Below are 19326 nucleotides of genomic sequence, written 5' to 3' on the forward strand. Positions count from 1 at the left end.
AATCCCCTTTAAATTATTCTTCAACTTGATTTAAACCCGAAGTAATTGTCGCCAATTCCTTCAAATGATCCGGCACTTTTGCCAAATAGTCTGGCTTGTTAGCCAACCAAGGTTGTTGCTCGGATTTCCACTTCTCGTATTCTTCAGGTTCTAAAACTACCACTTGGAGCCTCATAGAAAAGTGACCTCTACCACAAATTTCAGTACAAGCAATTTCATATGTGAAATCAGGATTACCTGTTTCAGCTCTCATTTCTTCGGTAGTCTTGGTGGGAACAAACCAAAATTGTGTAGGCATACCTGGTACTGCATCCATTTTCAGACGAAAGTGAGGAGCGAATACACTATGCAATACATCTCTAGCTCTAATCCTTAGTAATACAGGCTTACCTTTAGGTAAAACCATATCTCTCGGAGTAAAATCATCGAATGATGCTTTATCACTAAAGTCCATTCCAAATTCATTCTCAGCATCAATTAATCTGAAGTCATAATTTCCAAGATTAGCATCCATACCTGGGTAGCGAACTCTCCATGCAAACTGATAACCCATTATCTCAACTTCTTCCGCATCGTCTGGAGCCTTGCTCGTAATGTCAGACCAAGCTTGCCATCCACTAATTACAAGTACCGTAAGTACAAGTGCTGGTACAATAGTCCAAATTACTTCTAAGCGATCGTTGTGAGGAAAGAAATAAGCTCTTTTACTCTCTTGGAACTTATATTTATAAGAAAACCAGAATAAAAGAATGTGAGTGATTAGGAAAACTACTCCGGTAATTGCCATTGTAATCCAGAATAGCTGATCAGTAACTACACCGTGTTCTGAAGCTATTGGTAATTGATAATTATCAAATTCCTTAATGGAATACCAAAACATTGCAATGAAACTAACTACCAAAAACAATAAGAATAATAGTGCATTGGTATTATTTCCTGTAGGTGCCTTGGTTTTTTTCTCTGAACTTTTGGCTACACTTACAAGAGTTTGAATCCTGAAAATGGTCAAAAGAATTGCTATTACCAGAATTACACCTATTGCTATTACGAACTTCAACATATTATTGAGTGCTTAAAATTTACCAATTAAATGTGATGATGAAGACTTTCCTGTAGCATCGGATGATTCTTTGCTACTAGTGGCGCCTTCGCCAATGAACCAAGGATTACAAATAGGAAGGCGGCTGTATAAATCATTATAAGACCAATCTCCAGGAAGCCAAACCCACCATTCTCACCCAACGTTCCCGGAGTGACCATTTGATAAAAGTCAATCCAGTGACCAATCAAAACTACCGTACAAACTACCTTCAAGAAGATATTGTGGCGTTTTGCATCTCTCGTCATCAAAACTAGAAATGGAAAGAAAAAGTTTAGGATAAGATTGATATAAAATACAGGAGCATAAGTTTCGCTTTGCATTCTTTCTACGAAATAAACTGACTCTTCTGGGATATTCGCATAGTAAATCAAAAGGTACTGCGATAACCAAGTATAAGTCCAGAATATACTGAAAGCAAATACGAATTTACCTAGATCATGAATATGGTTTTGGTTCACAACAGCTAAGTAGCCCTTCTCCTTTAGTATTACTACCAACAGGGTGATTACTGCTAAGCCAGAAACAAACCAACTAGCAAACATATACCAACCAAATAATGTACTGAACCAGTGAGAGTCGATTGACATAATCCAATCCCAGGCAGACATAGAAGAAGTAACAGCAAAAATGATAAGGAAAATAGCTGAAAGCTTCCTCAATTTTCTCCACTGCCCATCACCAATATTATTGTCTTCAAGCAATGCATTTTTTCTTATTAGTCGATGGAAAATATACCATAAACCCAAAAAGATAACCATTCTCACAAGGAAGAAAGGAAAGTTCAGGTAGGACTTCTTCCCGTCTAATATAGGGTCAAATTCTGGACTAGTTGGATCATAAAGTTCGGAATGTGTCCAGTGAAACAAGTCGTGATTAGCTACTAGAAATACAGCAAGAATTAAAATTCCACCATAAGGTAACCAAGCACCAAATGCTAATGGAATTCTCTTGATACCAGCAGACCAGCCAGCTTGCGCAGCATATTGTATTGCCACGAAAAATACACCTATTACACTAATTCCTATAAAATAAATATTGTTGATCCAAAGGCCGGCGAAAAGTCTTTGTGTCCAATGAAAAGCATGGCCAGAAGCTTCATGAGCTGCTTCATGCTCATCATGTCCACCGACATTTAGCATTACAATTCCTAAGGCTAACAAGACAACACCAACGATCCCCAATATTGTGAGGTTCTTTTTAGCTCCGGCGGTGAATAAAAATCTTTCTTCTTGCATGATATAGGTTTTTACCTTTTGAACTATTGTTTTTGCAGGGTTTGAACAAAGGAAACGATTTTCCAACGATCTTCAGGTTGTATTTGAGAGCCATGAGCACCCATACGACCTCGACCTAAAGTAATAGTATGAAATATATTACCTTCTGTAAGTTCAGCAACACGACCCACATTATATGCAGGCACACCTAAGAATACCTCACCAACTTTACCGGCAGCCTGACCATTTGCTCCATGACATTGCTGACAAAATTTATTATAAAGAACTTGTCCTTCAGCTATAAATTCATCTGTAACTTCGAATGGATTTGTCACTTCTACTCCAGCTCTATCATATTCTTCTACAGGCATTCTATAAGGAAGCATACCAGATGAAGTTCTCCTTACGGTATTAGCGGGAGGAGTTCTCATATTGATTTTGTTTGGGTTGTAAGGGTTTGAGTTATGAAACTCACCTTTCTCATCTTCTCTATTACTCAACCACCCTCCCGCATTCTCATCTTGTATTTGAGAAAGCGGAGCATAGGCAACTGAATGATACATTTGAGGAGCATATTCTACACCTGGATCATCTCCAGAGGCAGAACAACCTGCAATACCAAAAGCAATAAAAGCTAAGGCGGGTAAAATGTATTTTTTTCTTAACATCATCTTAAGATTATTCCTCGTCAAAAATTTTCTCGTTCACTTCACTAGCTCCAGCTTCTCCTAAAATTCCTCTTAAATCCATTTCAGGAAGAGCGTTTTTAGAAAGATTGATTGCCATCACATGCTTATCATCCGTACTTCTTAAATCAAAAGTACGCGGCGTACCGTATGGCTTAAGATTACTAGATATAAAGAATGTAGCAACCATACCTAGGGCAGCTAAAAGAACTGTTAATTCAAATGTTACAGGCACGAATGTAATTAGTGGCGTAAAGTTCTTACCACCAATAATCATAGGCCAATCTATGCCCATCATGTAGAACTGCATAGTCAAAGCTAATGAAGTACCCAATACGCCAAACATAAATGCGGCAATTGGCAATCTACTTCTCTTATAACCTAATGCTTCATCCAACCCGTGAACAGGGAAAGGAGTATATACTTCTTCAATTTTAACGCCCTTGCCTCTTATGCCCGAAACGGCTTTTAGCAGGATATCTTCATTATCGAAAATACCTACGAGGTATTTATTTGAATTATCCATTTACTTCCTTTTTAATTTTTTCTGAATCAGAGCCTACAATACTTTTCACTTCTGCCATATTCACTACAGGGAAGAATTTGGCGAACAGTAAGAAAAGGGTGAAAAATAAACCAAATGTGAATAGATACACGCCTACATCATATCTAGTTGGATAGAACATCACCCAGCTTGACGGAAGGAAGTCTCTATGCAATGAGGTTACAATAATTACAAATCGCTCAAACCACATCCCAATGTTTACAATAATTGAAATGATAAAGGTTGCAGCAATATTTCTTCTAATTTTCTTGAACCAGAATAGCTGTGGAGAAATAACATTACACGTCATCATAGACCAATATGCCCACCAATAAGGGCCAGTTGCTCTATTTATAAATGCATATTGTTCAGCTTCTACACCAGAATACCAAGCAATAAAGAACTCAGTGATATAAGCAATACCTACAATAGAACCAGTTATGATGATTACAATATTCATCATTTCGATATGGTATATTGTAATATAGTCTTCAAGTTTGAAAACCTTACGAGTAATAATCATAAGGGTAAGTACCATGGCAAAACCCGAGAAAATCGCTCCTGCTACGAAGTAAGGAGGAAAAATAGTCGTGTGCCAGCCTGGTATTACAGATGTAGCAAAGTCAAAAGATACGATAGTGTGAACCGAAAGTACAAGTGGTGTTGCTAAACCCGCTAAAATCAAGGCTACAGATTCGTATCTGGACCAAGTTCTTGCAGCGCCATCCCAACCGAAGCTCAATGCCCCGTAAATAGTTCTGCGTAAGCCAGTTGCTCTATCTCTGATGGTTGCGAAATCTGGAATAAGACCAATATACCAGAATACTAAAGAAACGGTAAAGTAGGTCGAAATCGCAAATACGTCCCATAAAAGTGGAGAGTTGAAGTTAACCCATAGCGAACCGAATGTATTAGGAAGCGGGAGGGCCCAATATGCGCCTAACCACGGACGACCCATGTGAAGTACTGGGAACATTGCAGCACAAATTACCGCAAATATTGTCATCGCCTCAGCCGCACGGTTGATAGACATTCTCCACTTTTGGCGGAATAGCATCAGGATAGCTGATATTAGTGTTCCAGCGTGACCAATACCCACCCACCATACGAAGTTTGTGATATCCCAAGCCCAACCTACAGTTTTATTTAAGCCCCACATTCCGATACCTTCCCACAGGGTCATGGCCACGGCATATAGACCTACTAATAAAGCTCCAGAGGCTAAAGTGAATGCTAATAACCAAAATTTGGTTGGAGCGCCCTCTACCTGACGACACACATCATGCGTAACGTCATGAACGGTTTTGCCGCCGGTAACTAATGGATCGCGTACAGTTGATATTACTTGCATTTCCTTAATTCGATTATGATTAAGCGTTAACTTTTTCTTTATTTCTGATTTTGGTGAAATACCAGATGTTAGGATTCACATTAATTTCCTCTAACATGTGGTAAGCTCTTTCTTCACCTACAACTTTTGAATCTTCAGTTTCACTGATCTTCAATGTTTGAGAAACCATGCTTTCCGCATCATTCATATCACCAAACGTGATTGCATCTGCTGGACAAGCCGACTGACAAGCCGTTACAATTTCGCCATCTATTGGACGACGACCTTCTTGCTTAGCTTTCAATTTGCCTGCTTGAATTCTCTGAACACAGAATGTACATTTTTCCATTACACCTCTTGCTCTTACTGTCACATCTGGGTTCAAGACCATTTTACCCAAATCGTTGTTCATTGCAAGGTTTTTGTCAAACTGTGTATTGTCATGGTACTTGAACCAGTTGAAACGACGTACTTTATACGGACAGTTATTCGCACAATAGCGAGTTCCTATACATCTGTTGTAAGTCATTTGGTTAAGTCCTTCTGAGCTATGCGTTGTAGCAGCTACTGGACATACAGTTTCGCAAGGAGCATTATTACATTGCTGACAAAGCATTGGTTGGAATATAACTTCAGGGTTGTCCGAAGCTTGTTCCATGGCTTTCAAATCACCCACTTCTGCATCACTGCTATAATAGCGGTCGATTCTGATCCAATGCATTTCTCTTCTATTGATCACCTCTTGGCGACCAACTACTGGAATATTGTTTTCGGCTTGACAAGCGATTGAACATGCACTGCAACCAGTACAAGAGTTCATATCGATAGTCATACCCCAGTGGTGATTAGAATATTTATGGCCTTTCCATAATGAAATGGACGATGGCTTTACAAATTCACCTTCTTTATAAATTCTTGGTTGATATCTACCAGCAAAAGCATCTTCTTTATATTCAGGAAGGGTAGCTTCTTGAACTACAAAATCACGACCCATATAGGTTTGGTGAGTTTGAGTTTGCGCAATTTGATATTTCTCTCCAGTACGCTCTACAGTTACACCTTCGGTAACTGAGAAAGAAACTGCGCCATCCTTGATAGAAGCCAATTGGAAAGCATTAGCACCAAGTCCATCAGCTACTCGGCCAGCATTGCTGCGTCCATACCCAATTGCCAAACCAATAGTGCCATAAGCTTGTCCCGGCTGAACAACTACTGGAAGATTTAGCGTAACTCCATTTACGGTAAGGTTGGCTTTTTCTGTAAAGCCTTCCTTCATTTCAATTCCAAGCTCAGTTGCTTGTCTTTGAGAAATGGTAATGTAGTTATCCCAAGTTGCTTTTGAGATTGGATCCGGCATTTCCTGCAACCATGGGTTGTTGGCTTGTCTTCCTGATCCAATTGCGAGTTTGCTATAAAGAACTAACTCAAGGTTAGTATTATCAGCTTTATAAGTTCTAGAAATAGCTGCACCAGCAGAAGTTACGTCACCTGCAAATGCCATTGCTTCAGCAGTTGCTTCAGCTTCCATTTCTAATACACCGTCGTGTAAAGCTTTATCCCAGAAAAGATCAAAATCACTTAATACACTTTGAGAAGCGAAGAAGCCTGCTCTCCAGTTTTCTCTCAAATAAGTGTAATAATCTGAAGCACTGCCAGCCCAAGTAAGAAGGCTATCTTGACCTTGACGAGTGTTAAATATATTCGTGATTGTTGGCTGAGCAAGGCTATAAGTTCCTCTTCTTGGCTCAGCATCATTCCATGATTCTAGGAAGTGATTATCAGCTGCAACAAAATCTACAAGTCCAGTTGTTTCGTCTGGTCGATCTGTGATTGCAACTTTTAATGTAGCTTTTGATATGGACTCGGTAATGTCTTTGGCCATTGGGTGATCATATGCTGGATTACAGTCATAGAAAATCACACCTTTAACTCTACCAGCTTTCAAATCAGTAACAAATGTTGCCATTTGCTCATCATTACCTAGTCTATTGTGCATTGGCGTTGACAAATTGATCGTTGCGCCGTAATTGCCCAACATTTCATTTATTGCATTCACCAAAATCTGAACGTTAGTGTCATTCGATCCTGACACTACAATAGATTCGCCACGGTTAGCCCAAAGACTTTGCGCTGCTTCTGTGATATTAGCAAAGTCACCATTTGCGGAAACTGATGTTCTACCTGCTCTTTTTGCAATTTCATTGTAAAGAGCTGCTACTGCTAGACCTTCTTGAGAAGCTCTAATGGCAGTTCTATAATCAGCATTTGCACCTGTAAGCGATAATGTAGATTCGAATTGGAAATGTCTTGACATCTCACGCTTCTCACTATTGATCTTACGTGTTTTGCTGTATTGCTTGGTAAACTCAATTGGCGACAACCATGTACCTAAGAAATCAGCTCCAAAACTTACAATAGATTTTGCTTTGCTGAAGTCGTATGATGGGATGATTGCTTGGCCAAATGAAAGTTCATTAGCTTTACTAATTCCATAAGAAGAAACTGCATCGTAAGTAACGTGTTGTGTTCCTGGGAATGCAGTGATAAAATCACCAATTACTGCTTTTGTGCTTGGGCTTAAAATTGAATTTGTTACGATTCGAATTTGACCGCCTTGAGCAGATATATTTTGCAACTGGGTAGAGATCGATTTATCTAAATCTTCCCAAGTTGTTTTTTCACCTCCCGCCATTGGGTCGGTGAATCTATGCTTATCGTATAATGAAAGTACTGAAGCCTCTACTTGAGAATTTGTTCCACCTTGAGTGATTTTTGAGAATTTATTTCCCTCAATCTTAATTGGACGACCTTCTCTAGTTTTTACTACTACCGAGCAATAATCCCCACCCGATGAATAAGTAGATGCGTAGTAGTTTGGCACACCTGGATCTACGTCAACAGGCTTATTTAGGTAAGGAATGGCTTTTCTGACAGGTGTTTCACAAGCAGCTAGGGAAACAGCTGCAATACCAAATCCCATCATTTTAAGAAAATCCCTACGAGAATTTCCTTCTGATTCAGATCCATTTCTTTCTGAAATTGGCAAATAGTCAGGAAATTCCTTATCTGCATTCTTTACGAAGGCAGGATCGTTTGTTAGCTCTTCGATACCTTTCCAGTATCTTTTATTCGATTTTTCCATCTCTATATATATAAGGAGTCGAAAGTTCAATTAATTAATAATGACATTTAGCACATTCCAAACCACCGATGTCTTGTACTCTAAGAGCTGTCTTTTGAGCTCCAGCATGCAAGGCCGATAATTTGTCGTAATAACCATTCTCTACCTTAATTTCAGTATTTCTATGACAATCAATACACCATCCCATTGTAAGCGATGAATATTGATAGACTACATCCATTTCTTCAATTGGCCCATGACAAGTTTGACATTCAACACCACCCACTTTTACGTGTTGGGAGTGATTGAAATAAGCTAAGTCTGGAAGGTTGTGAATACGAACCCATTCAATAGGTTTGTTTTCTTCCATTGCCGTATAAAGCTTTTGAATTTCAGGTGACATTCCTGGCTGACCGCCTACATTCTGGATTGCACTGTGACAGTTCATACAAATGTTTACTGAAGGAATATTTGCACTTGCTGAGATTTCAACACCAGTGTGGCAATACTGACAATCGATTTCATATTGACCAGCATGTAATTGATGAGAGAAAGCTATTGGCTGAGTCGGCTGATAGCCTTGCTGTACACCTACTGTGTATAGACCATCAATAACAACTTTGCCCATTACAGCAACAAAAATCATAGTGATTAAACCAACAAAAGGTGGACTTTTCAAGAAAGCTCCAACATCAAATTTCTGGTTTACTAATTCTTGATCCTCTTCACTTAAGTCTGTTCTTTGTTTTAAGAATCTGTTCATTACTGAGATCAATAAGAACAGAACTACAAGAATCAATACTAATATGATGACTAAGGCAACTAGGATTACAGTAAGGTATTCAGAAGGCATTCCGCCTCCATCACCACCGCCAGTAACTGCGGCACCAGCATCTGCCGTTGCAACCTCCGCAGGTTTGTCTCCTTCAGCTTGAATCCAAGCTAGCATTGCGATAACCTCATCGTCGGTCAAATACTCATGTGAAGGCATCAGCGTTTTGTTGTACTCATTGTACAATGCTACTGCATAAGCATCTCCACTTTGGATTACTTTTGACGAGTTTTTAATGAAATTTAATAACCAAGGCACTTCTCGACGATCGTTGATACCTTTCAGCGCAGGACCAACCAATTTTCTTTCTACAGCATGGCAGGTATTACACTGATTCTCAACGAATAGCGTTGCACCCTTAGCAATAATAGCTTCATCTGTAGGAATTTCTTGCGCTTGAGCTGTAACACCCGTAATCATCAAAACGCCGCATAAAAGCATAAGGCTTAATGTAATACGCGTTTTTAAGAACTTTTTGAGCATGTTTTTACAATTTATATTACTCTTGACCCATTTACCTAAGGTTGCACAAAGGTAGTATCGGACTGTTTTTATTACAAAGAAAGTAGTGATGTTTGAGCATAGTCTAAGGTGCCTATTTTTATCACTAATTCGAGGTATTTCATGCTTTTATCTTAAATATCACCCTTGTGAGCGTAATTTAGAATCATTATAAATAAAATAACCCGAAATCGAACACCTCTTTAACTTTAAAATCGAGGGCAAATCTACCACATATTGTGTTCATGGAATAGGTGAATTTTCAAATTTATATACACGGCTAACCTAATCACGAATTCTTTCGTACAAGAGCCTAATGAATAAATTATTTCTATCCTTATTGCTCATTATTTTGCCTTTTATAGGCATTACACAATCTACAATTAAAGGCACCATTCTCGACGCCGAAACTGAGCAGCCCATACCTTATGCAAGTGTTTATGTAAATGGTAGCACCATCGGTAAAATAGCGGATGAATCAGGGCAATTTGAGTTAACACTTCCTGCTGGAAATTTTGAACTTGTAGCATCATTCACAGGCTATCAATCCTTGGTATATGGTATAAGTTCTGAAAACACGCCTTCGAAAATCACCTTTAAATTAGTGCCACTAGCCATGGACTTAGATGAGGTAGTGGTAGATTCGAAAAGAGATAAAGTTTGGTACGACAACCTTAAAGTATTCGAAACTTTCTTTTTAGGTGAAACCTCCTTTTCTAAGGACTGTGAAATACTGAATAAAGAAAGGTTAATCATGGATTTCGACCCAGCTACTAGCATCCTCAAAGTAATGAGTAATGAACCGATAAAAATTGAAAATAAAGCTTTAGGATATAATATTGAATACCTATTGGCCGATTTCACTTATAATGGTAGAGAAGGGCGAGTAAGTTTTATTGGTTATCCTTTCTTTCGTGAAATGGAAGGTAATAAAAGACAAGAAAGAAGATGGGAGGAAAATAGAAAAGAAGCTTATTTAGGCTCATTCACTCATTTTCTAAAAACACTGATTGAAGATAAAAACCTAGAGGATGAGGGCTATATAGTAAGAAAAGTGATCAGAAAAGAAGTAGAAGAACCAAGAAAAGCGGGAGGAATAAGCATTTCTTCGCAAGAGAACCAATCGGTTAGAGTCACTCCAACTTCACGAAAAAGAATGCAGGATCAGCTTATTATCGACAAGTTATCTCCTGCTGATTTTTTCATTGCTAATAATGGAGAGTATGCATTGAATTTTGATGATATATTACAAGTTCAATACAACTTGCAATATGAAGAACAGGAGTATTTACTATCTACTGGTCAAACATCAAGAAAACGAGCACCACGCACTACGCTCTTATTACTACAAGGTGATTCTGCAATAATCGATTCAAATGGAATTCCAATTAATCCACTTGATATTTTCTTTGAAGGCTATTGGGGTTGGGAAAAAACAGGCAACTTATTGCCGCTTGATTATTCGCTTGAAAATTAGCTTGGCTTATAATAAAGTATTACAGCGGCTTTAATTACTTATTTGAAGGTTAACCCACCTTAAATTATACTCTCGCTGGCGATAGCTTTTAGAATTAGGCTAATTAAATGATTGGTTTGATTCAAGCGGAAATGTCCAATGCCACTGCATTTGTCTGAATCACGCCTGCCTGCCGCAGGCAGGGATTAGGCGGATTTCACAGATTTCACGGATTTTTTTAAACGGATCGAAAGATCCATAGCCCATGGTTGAAACCAAGAGATAATGGAATTGCCCATTCTGCAATTCCAATTGAATAGGAATGCGGCTTTAGCCCATTCACAATGTAAACCAAGAAATTCGGCTTTAGCCAAATGTTGATGAGGCTATTTATTGCCTTAATAGTAGCTTAATTGCCGACTTAGGCAATACACAATTGTCTGAACTATGATTTTTATGATTAAATGATAGGTTATAATTTTTTTCGAAAGCGCTCTCCGCTCTAAACACCTGACGGATATTAGCTAAATGATCATTATGATAATAAGGATACTCATTGCCATACGCCACTGGATTATATAAGGTTCAGACTATCAACAAATTATGCTGCAAGGTATCATTTTCATAGAAAAACCAAATATGACTAAGATATTATAATAGCCTCATTTTATATTATTACTGGATAAGAAATATGTGTTTTGAGTTTTAAGCAGTATGAAGCGACTAGAATATTGACCTTGCATTTCTAGTATTCATAAATTTAGGGACAGGATTCAACAATTTCTGATATCTTCTATCAGTTAAAGAAGTACAGTAGTAAATAACATCAATTTCTTAAGAATCTGAACATGAAGGCTTCTGAAATCTTGATCCGTTTCATTTAAGACTTCATTCGCTATTTTCACCTCTTGTTCATTATCAAAGCAAAGGCTATCTGTTACATTAATGTATTACTAGATCCTAATATTTTCAGAGATTAAAATTTTGATTTATAATTTCATTAAACTAATTTTAAAAGGTTATTAACCAATTAAAACAAAAATTTATAAAAAAGCTTAAAAGAAAATCTTACGCTTAGCATTAGGACTGTCAAATCTATTGCGTTTAGCCTTAATGCCAACAAAGACAAATGCCATGGACCTAGGTAAATTGGAGAGTAAACACAGCTCTCCTCTTCTTTAAAATATTCTTATGAAAATACAGTTAATATTTCTTTTGTGCATTATAATCTTTTCATGCAACACAAATTCCAATGAAAATCCTAAAAATATAGTTTTTCCTATAGAGGTAGATTTGGTCGGAAAAACAATATTGGAGGATGATATCACTGTAAATAGATTACACTCTATTGACACACTACTCTTGGCTGAGTTAAGGGGAGACTCTCATCTTTATGCTGTTTACAATCCCAATGATTTTACACAGCTTTTCAAATTTGCAATTGAAGGAAGTGGCCCGGATGAATTTATTATTCCGTTGTATTTTACAGATTTTACTATTGAAAATGAAAATTACATGTGTTGGTTTTATGAATTAAATAAATATAAACTTCATAAGGTTAATCTAAGCGAGTCGCTAAAAGAAGGGGAATTAGTAATTGAAGACATTATTCCACTTAGTCAAAAAGCAAATTTTAGTAAAGTCTTCTATTTAGACAGTACAAAACTTATCGGGACTATAACCAATATGGATATAAAGATGGGCAGGATGAGGCTATATAATCCTTTGGAAGAGGAAATTATTAAAACTGTCGAAAATTTCCCAGAAGTTGAAAAAAAGTCTGATGACGTCAATTACCTATACTTTCGTCACAACTACCTATATGTAGGAAAGCCTGTAATTCATCCTGAAAGGAATAAGATAGCTTCACTCCTTAACAGGTTTGATAGAATGGATGTGTTTGACACGCAACTCAACCTTCAAAATTCAATATCCTATTCATCTTTTAATGAAAATGGTGTTATTGACAATTATTTAACAGTTGAAAATGTGAATGATTCTGACATAAAGAGTTACTATGTTGATGCTTTCGGCACTAAAGACTACATATATGCACTATACCAAAACCAACTATTTAGAGATTATGGTACAGAAAAGCCTGTGGAGATAAGAGTATTTGATTGGGAGTTAAATCCAGTTGGTTTGTTCAGGATACCTGATTATTTAGCAAACTTTACGGTAGATGAAAGTAGAGGAAAAATATACGGCGTAAAATCTAGTTCAGATAATGCTATCCTAGAATACAACTTTCAAAAATTTTGACATAAGTGCCAAAAAAATATTGACTTTGGTTGCTGTTTTTGCTTTGAGGTTTTTGATAATGAGGTTTTTGTGCTAGGTTGTCTTTTCCTCAAGTTCAAAAAGCATGGCAGCCTTGAAATCTTTTAGATAAACCTCTTCCTCGCTTGGAAAATCACCTAAAACGGCTATGTTTCGATAAAGTACCTTTGGTTTACCATTGATTGTCACATCAAATACAGCTTTGGAACCTCCCATGATGATGGGCGTACCTTGGGGCTCATCACTTCAGGAACGGGATTGAAGGCTTCCATCAAACCTATGAAAAGAGATGCCATTGGGCGCATTAAACACGAGGAGACTATCCCTAAAGAATGCCGGGCCATGATAAGGTCTGCTCGAAAATTTCTTAGAGCCTGGATCCAATATGAATTGCTGGATGATTTCACCATTTTCATCAACGACAAGGTATGCCCCTCTTCGTTGGTCATTGAGTAGGTATTCACCACGATCATTGATGTCGAGTAAACTCAAATATCCTAAGTAATCAACTTGCAGGGAATCTACAATCTTTAAATCATAGGGCTTCACTAGTTTGCTTATCTATCTTTTCTTCTCTTTCAGAACTTTGACAAGCAAAAAATAAGGATGCTTTTAGACCAAAAACAAAAGTAATTTTACTTCTCATAATTCCGTAATTCAATATTCTAAAGTGTATCTAACTGATGGTATTTGTAAAAAACATACTAAAAGAATAATTTTCAGGATGGCAAAAAATTAAAAGTCCAACCTGTACAATTGAATAAAATCTTCCTCAAACTCTACGCTTTCTTTTTTCTGCACCCATATTTCCTCATTTCGTATAATAAGTTCGAAAGCTTTATGTGTTACAGGAATGGCAACATCCCTTATTATCTCTCCACTTTTACTTATGATTTGTAAACGGCTAGGGATTGATTCAAATAATTTTGTGGCATATTCCTGATGTGCAGCCATTCCATCGGTATCTTTTACCAAGTTCATACTTTCTCTTTGTGATTTGCTATAACCTGGAAAATATACCAAAGCCAAATCATCACCATAGGCAAATATGCTTTTCACACCTTGCATGCCCTTTTTATAGCTGATGACACTATGCAAATCAAGATCCTCAGGACTGAGTGATTCTGGCAATTCATAACCAAGCATTTTTAGGGAAATAGATGCGATGGGTTCGAGATCATTAATAATGCTATAAGCTCTTAATATATCCTCTCCACCTAAATTTAACCATAAGGTATCATTGATTACTGTGTAGGTAGAATTTAGATGTGAATAATTATATGCCCTTCCATTGAAAAACCTGCTGTCCTTAGGTAATGGAAGAATGTGCTCCAATTTTCCACTTTCAGGATCCAATACACTCAGGCTTCGCCATTCGTCATAAAAAATTTCTTCAGAAGGACTATGTGGCATATGCTTTACTGGTGGAAAAAGGAATTTCTCTTTATTTTGAAAATTTATTGGATAGATATAATTACTTGGTAAAGGGTAAAGTAGGGCTGGGAAAAGTGGTTTTTCATGTGCAAAATATCGTTCTACATTTCCATTATAATCATAAAAAATAAGACCTCTTATGCCTCCAAATAAAAGTTCAGATTCATTATGAAATGAGGGCGTTCGAAGTGTGTAACCCGGATGTTCTTTATCTGTATTTATTTCGAAACTATATGTTATTTCAGCAGCATCTCGATCCCAAATTATGTAAGAACTTCTTGCATAATCTACAAGGAAAAATAAGGATGCATCACTTGAAACATCCAGTAAACTAACTCGACCTAAAATGTCAATTTGGATACTGTCAATATTAACAAGTGCCTCTTGTGCATTTTCATTTGTTGTATTTTCAAGCTTTTCAGGACTTTGACAAGCAAAAACAAAGGCAATAGGCAGGAGAAAAAAAATGGTAATTATATTTCTCATAATTCTCTTATTTCAAAATATCATTCCGGCAACAGTTTAACTTTATACCATTTTACGACATCTTCTTCCATTTCTTCATTGGGTACAGATGAAAACCACAGAAAGCCATCGCCCTCGAAAATGAAACTTTCCAGCTGAGAAGGCAATTCCCCTCCTCCCGCTTTTTTTCCATCCTTAAATACCACATAGTGATCTCTTGGTATATTGTCGGGATCTTCAATCCGGCTGCCATCAATGCCTTCTATGGTTTTGGCTAATTCGCGTTCTTCCTCAGGCAGACCTGGATTATATTGAACCATGATAAGGTTCTCTTTTAATAAGGCCACGTTTCTAACCTCAGACTCTCCCAGTTTTAAGGTAAAAGTATTTATTGGGGGTGGTGGCGCACCTGGCTTATTGGGTACACCCTTATCTTTTTGCTCATCCAAATAGAGGATTTCGTCTTTCATGGATAAGGTCTGATTCAATAAAGCTGAATCTTTTGTCAAAGTATAGTGATACACATTAGGATCTTTCTTGAACACAATCGCCAACTGATTTCCTTCAATATCAAATCGATTCTGCATTCGGTATGGATCATGGTATTTACCATCCCTGTAGGTACTTTCATTTTCCAATCCAACAAGGCCTTTAGTTTGCTGTGAAGAGGGATTAAAGCGGTTGATCGCTTGAAAACTATCATAATATTCTTGGGTATTAGCATCCCCATTAAGGAAACCCATCCTGTTGACCAAGAGGTACTCTTCCCCCTCAATACTTGCTTCAAAAATGGCTTTGGGGCCCATGCGCAAAGCAAAGACATTACTTTCTAGTGGCTCGGAGGTCTTGAATTGAAAGTTGCCGTCAAAATCAAAGAAATATAATCCTTTAGATGCATAAAAAATGATCAAATCATTTTGAAAAAAGGCTGGGTTCTCAAAGATAGCACCCGGGAAATTCTTATTATCGGCGGTCATGATAAATTGATGAATAATTTCGCCCTTTTCATTGGCTACCAGATAGGTCTCTCTCTGAGGATCTAGAAGCAAAAATTGCCCTCTTTCATTCCTATCAATCAGTTGAATTTGACCAAGATATTCAATTTGGAGTGAGTCAATAATTTGCAATGAATAAATCGCTGTGCTCTTTGTAGCTCCTCCGACATTATCATCTGAAGAGCAACTTATAATGATGATTAGTCCAAAAGCTAGGGCTAGGAATTGTAGAGGTTTCTTTTGTTTGATCATTTAATATAGGTTTTGGTATCAACGAAGCCATTAATGTAATTATTTGAGGGTGATTTTGCAAAAAAAATCATAAAATCTTATTCTTCGTCCTTAATAGTTTCTTTAGGAAACTAGCTTCAACAAGATTATTATGTAGATAATCAAGTTTTGCCTAAATACACTTGCACTCCTTAACTCAATTGGCTTGTTGTGCTGTTGCCAAAATTGCCTCTACTTTACATTACTATTTTCGCACCTGATCTTTCCTTCAGCCATAAAAGCGGAAATATCAATAGCCTAAGGTTATAACAGTGGGGTAAGGGAATGGAACAAGTCATTTTACCGCATTTGTTTGAATCACGCCTGCCTGTCAGGCGGGCATTAGGCGGATTTCACGGATTCTTTTTTAATTGGAGCGAAATATCCATAGCCCATGGCTTCAACCGTGGGTGGGATAATGGAATAGCCCATTCTGCAAAACTAAATTGAATAGGAATGCGGCTTTAGCCCATTCACATTGTAAACCATAAAATCCGGCTTTAGCCAAATGATGATGAGGCTATTCATTGCCTTAATAGAAGCTTAATTGCTGACTTAGGCTAAAGCCAAAAAACACACAATTGAATTCCCCCAGATAAATCTGGAGGCAATTTAATTTTTAGAAAAGAATTAAAACCAAAGTTCGATTTTCGTGCTGGCGAGTTCGCTGCGCTCGGTTCGCATCCGCTCTTCCCTTTGCTATCGTATTAACGAAAAAAGCTTCACCTTTTCAGATGAAGCTTTTGACTTGTGAGGTCCCGAGCGGATTGCCTGCATGTGTTTATTTTAAAGGTGCAGGCGAGCTCACTGACGTTCGGTTCGAACCGAGCGGTTCGCATCCGCTCCTTCCTTAGCTATCGTATTAACGAAAAAAGCTTCACCTTTTCAGATGAAGCTTTTGACTTGTGAGGTCCCGAGCGGATTGCCTGCATGTGTTTATTTTAAAGGTGCAGGCGAGCTCACTGACGTTCGGTTCGAACCGAGCGGTTCGCATCCGCTCCTTCCTTAGCTATCGTATTAACGAAAAAAGCTTCACCTTTTCAGATGAAGCTTTTGACTTGTGAGGTCCCGAGCGGATTCGAACCGCTGTAGGAGCTTTTGCAGAGCTCTGCCTAGCCACTCGGCCACAGGACCATTTTTTAATGGATTGCAAAATTAGTAAATACCTTTTCTAATCAAAAGGTTCAGAGAAAATAAAAAAGCCCGAAATTAATCGGGCTTTTTGTAATAATATAAATTTAGCGATTATTCACTTTTGCCGTCTTTCAATTGCTCTTTCAAACCAGCTAATGCGTCCAAATCACCTAAAGTTGTTTTATCAGCTTCTTTAGCACTTGGAGCTTCTTTCTTAGCAGCAGCTTTCTTCTTAGGAGCAGCAGCTTTCACTGGCTCAGCAGCATGCGTATTAGTATGAGAAAGTACTATTCTCTTATCATCTTTAGAGAATTCTAATACTTTGAAATCTAACGTTTCGCCAACTTCAGCAACTGTATCATCTTCTTTCTTCAAATGCTTAATAGAAGCGAAACCTTCGATACCATATGGCAACTCAAGTACTGCTCCTTTATCATTTTTGCTAGTGATGGTACACTTGTGCTCAGAACCTACTGTAAATACTGTTTCGAAAGTATCCCAAGGATTTTCTTCCAAATGCTTGTGACCAAGCGCAAGACGACGGTTGTCAACATCAAGTTCAAGAACTTGTACTTCCAACTCATCTCCTACTTTCACAAATTCAGATGGATGCTTGATCTTCTTAGTCCAGCTAAGGTCAGAAACGTGTACTAATCCGTCAATACCTTCTTCAAGCTCTAAGAACAAGCCGAAGTTTGTAAGGTTACGAACGATACCTTTGTGTATTGTTCCTACACCATATTTAGTCAATACATCTTTCTTAGTCCAAGGATCTTCGCTCAATTGCTTAATGCCCAATGACATTTTACGCTCTTCACGATCAAGAGTAAGTACTACCGCTTCCGCTTCGTCACCTACTTTGATAAAGTCTGATGGATTACGCAAATGTTGAGACCAGCTCATTTCTGATACGTGAATCAAACCTTCAACTCCTGGATGGATTTCAAGGAATGCACCGTAATCAGCTACATTTACAATTTTACCTTTTACTTTAGAGCCCACTACAGTTTCTTCACTTAATGAATCCCAAGGATGAGCTTCAAGCTGCTTCATACCTAAAGAGATACGCTTCTTCTCATCATCAAAGTCAAGTACAACAACATTAACTTTCTGATCAAGCTTAAGCACTTCTTCCGGATGGTTGATACGACCCCAAGAAATATCTGTAATGTGCAATAGACCATCTACACCACCCAAATCGATGAATACACCGAAGTTTGTCATGTTTTTGATTACACCTTCAAGTACTTGACCTTTCTCAAGGTTGTTCAAGATTACAGCTTTTTGCTTCTCGATATCTTTCTCGATTAGTACTTTGTGAGATACTACAACGTTGTCATTTGCATAGTTGATTTTCACAACTTTCAATTCCATCGTTCTACCTACAAATACATCGAAATCTCTAATAGGCTTCACATCGATTTGAGAACCTGGCAGGAAGGATTCCACACCATGAACATCCACGATAAGACCACCTTTTGTACGTCTTTTTACAACACCTTCGATTACTAAATCCTCTTCATGAGCCTTAGTAATGGTTTCCCATGCTTTTACAATCTTAGCTTTACGACGAGAAAGCACCAACTGTCCATTAGCATCTTCTTGCTCCTCGATGAACACTTGTACTTCGTCACCAACCTTCAATTTAGGTAAATCACGGAATTCAGAAAGAGGCACCAAACCATCTGATTTGAAGCCAATGTTTAGGATTACGTCGCGGTCGTTTACACCTACCACAACACCTGTAACTACCTCACGTGGAGTGATTTCAGTTAAGGTTTCTTCGTAAATCTTTTCTAGTTCTTCGCGCTTAGCTTTGGAATAGCCTTCGCCAAAACCTTTTGATTCGTAGTCTTCCCAGTTAAAATCTTCAGGAGAATTTGACATAATATTATTGTCGATCCATTAATTACGATTCTGCTCTCGGATCAAAAAACAGAATGCTTTTTTGGTAAATTTTCA

General features: G+C 37.8%; 14 protein-coding genes and 1 tRNA gene. 2 read left to right on the top strand and 13 right to left on the bottom strand.

What is annotated here, in order from left to right; all coding sequences use genetic code 11:
* Window positions 1-13 precede the first annotated feature (13 nt).
* The 7 genes from ACOXY8_RS03885 to ACOXY8_RS03915 are packed head-to-tail and all read right to left on the bottom strand — an operon-like array spanning window position 14 to window position 9312.
* Window positions 14-1060 (bottom strand): cytochrome c oxidase subunit II, encoded by a 1047-nt coding sequence (locus ACOXY8_RS03885; RefSeq protein WP_458330234.1) that lies wholly within the window; start codon window positions 1058-1060, stop codon window positions 14-16.
* 26 nt (window positions 1061-1086) lie between these two features.
* Entirely contained in the window at window positions 1087-2337 is a 1251-nt protein-coding gene (locus ACOXY8_RS03890; protein WP_458330235.1) for a quinol:cytochrome C oxidoreductase, read from the bottom strand.
* Window positions 2338-2360: 23 nt separating this feature from the next.
* The gene (locus ACOXY8_RS03895; RefSeq protein ID WP_458330236.1) at window positions 2361-2987 is read right to left on the bottom strand and encodes a c-type cytochrome; all 627 of its coding nucleotides are present in this window, start codon (window positions 2985-2987) and stop codon (window positions 2361-2363) included.
* Between the two features lie 7 nt (window positions 2988-2994).
* Window positions 2995-3528: a DUF3341 domain-containing protein gene (locus ACOXY8_RS03900; RefSeq protein ID WP_458330237.1), complete on the bottom strand. Its 534-nt coding sequence runs from the start codon at window positions 3526-3528 to the stop codon at window positions 2995-2997.
* Window positions 3521-4897 carry an NrfD/PsrC family molybdoenzyme membrane anchor subunit gene (nrfD, locus tag ACOXY8_RS03905; protein ID WP_458330238.1) on the bottom strand — a complete coding sequence of 459 codons (1377 nt, stop codon included), beginning with the start codon at window positions 4895-4897 and terminating at the stop codon, window positions 3521-3523. The genes ACOXY8_RS03900 and nrfD overlap by 8 nt, the downstream gene beginning before the upstream one ends.
* 19 nt (window positions 4898-4916) lie before the next feature.
* The gene (locus tag ACOXY8_RS03910) at window positions 4917-8018 is read right to left on the bottom strand and encodes a TAT-variant-translocated molybdopterin oxidoreductase (RefSeq protein ID WP_458330239.1); all 3102 of its coding nucleotides are present in this window, start codon (window positions 8016-8018) and stop codon (window positions 4917-4919) included.
* 34 nt (window positions 8019-8052) lie between these two features.
* Window positions 8053-9312, bottom strand: coding sequence for a c-type cytochrome (locus ACOXY8_RS03915; protein WP_458330240.1), 1260 nt, complete (start codon window positions 9310-9312; stop codon window positions 8053-8055).
* Window positions 9313-9646: 334 nt separating this feature from the next.
* Here ACOXY8_RS03915 and ACOXY8_RS03920 point away from each other — a divergent pair, with 334 nt between their 5' ends.
* Window positions 9647-10807 carry a carboxypeptidase-like regulatory domain-containing protein gene (locus tag ACOXY8_RS03920; protein WP_458330241.1) on the top strand — a complete coding sequence of 387 codons (1161 nt, stop codon included), beginning with the start codon at window positions 9647-9649 and terminating at the stop codon, window positions 10805-10807.
* Between the two features lie 1170 nt (window positions 10808-11977).
* Window positions 11978-13048, top strand: coding sequence for a BF3164 family lipoprotein (locus ACOXY8_RS03925; RefSeq protein WP_458330242.1), 1071 nt, complete (start codon window positions 11978-11980; stop codon window positions 13046-13048).
* 72 nt (window positions 13049-13120) lie between these two features.
* Here ACOXY8_RS03925 and ACOXY8_RS03930 read toward each other — a convergent pair whose 3' ends face one another.
* From ACOXY8_RS03930 to rpsA, 6 genes are all read right to left on the bottom strand, one after another.
* Entirely contained in the window at window positions 13121-13282 is a 162-nt protein-coding gene (locus ACOXY8_RS03930; protein WP_458330243.1) for a hypothetical protein, read from the bottom strand.
* Window positions 13283-13312: 30 nt separating this feature from the next.
* Window positions 13313-13615, bottom strand: a complete 303-nt coding sequence (locus ACOXY8_RS03935) for a hypothetical protein (protein WP_458330244.1) — start codon at window positions 13613-13615, stop codon at window positions 13313-13315.
* A 186-nt stretch (window positions 13616-13801) separates the two neighbouring features.
* Window positions 13802-14986, bottom strand: a complete 1185-nt coding sequence (locus tag ACOXY8_RS03940) for a hypothetical protein (RefSeq protein WP_458330245.1) — start codon at window positions 14984-14986, stop codon at window positions 13802-13804.
* Between the two features lie 20 nt (window positions 14987-15006).
* Window positions 15007-16212: a hypothetical protein gene (locus tag ACOXY8_RS03945; RefSeq protein WP_458330246.1), complete on the bottom strand. Its 1206-nt coding sequence runs from the start codon at window positions 16210-16212 to the stop codon at window positions 15007-15009.
* Window positions 16213-17293: 1081 nt separating this feature from the next.
* A tRNA-Cys gene (locus ACOXY8_RS03950) sits at window positions 17294-17364 on the bottom strand.
* A gap of 111 nt (window positions 17365-17475) precedes the next feature.
* On the bottom strand, window positions 17476-19251 hold the full coding sequence (gene rpsA / locus ACOXY8_RS03955) for a 30S ribosomal protein S1 (protein WP_458330247.1): 1776 nt from the start codon (window positions 19249-19251) through the stop codon (window positions 17476-17478).
* Window positions 19252-19326 lie beyond the last annotated feature (75 nt).

The organism is Peijinzhouia sedimentorum, from assembly GCF_049340005.1.
Taxonomy (GTDB): Bacteria; Bacteroidota; Bacteroidia; order Cytophagales; family Cyclobacteriaceae; genus CAXBDP01.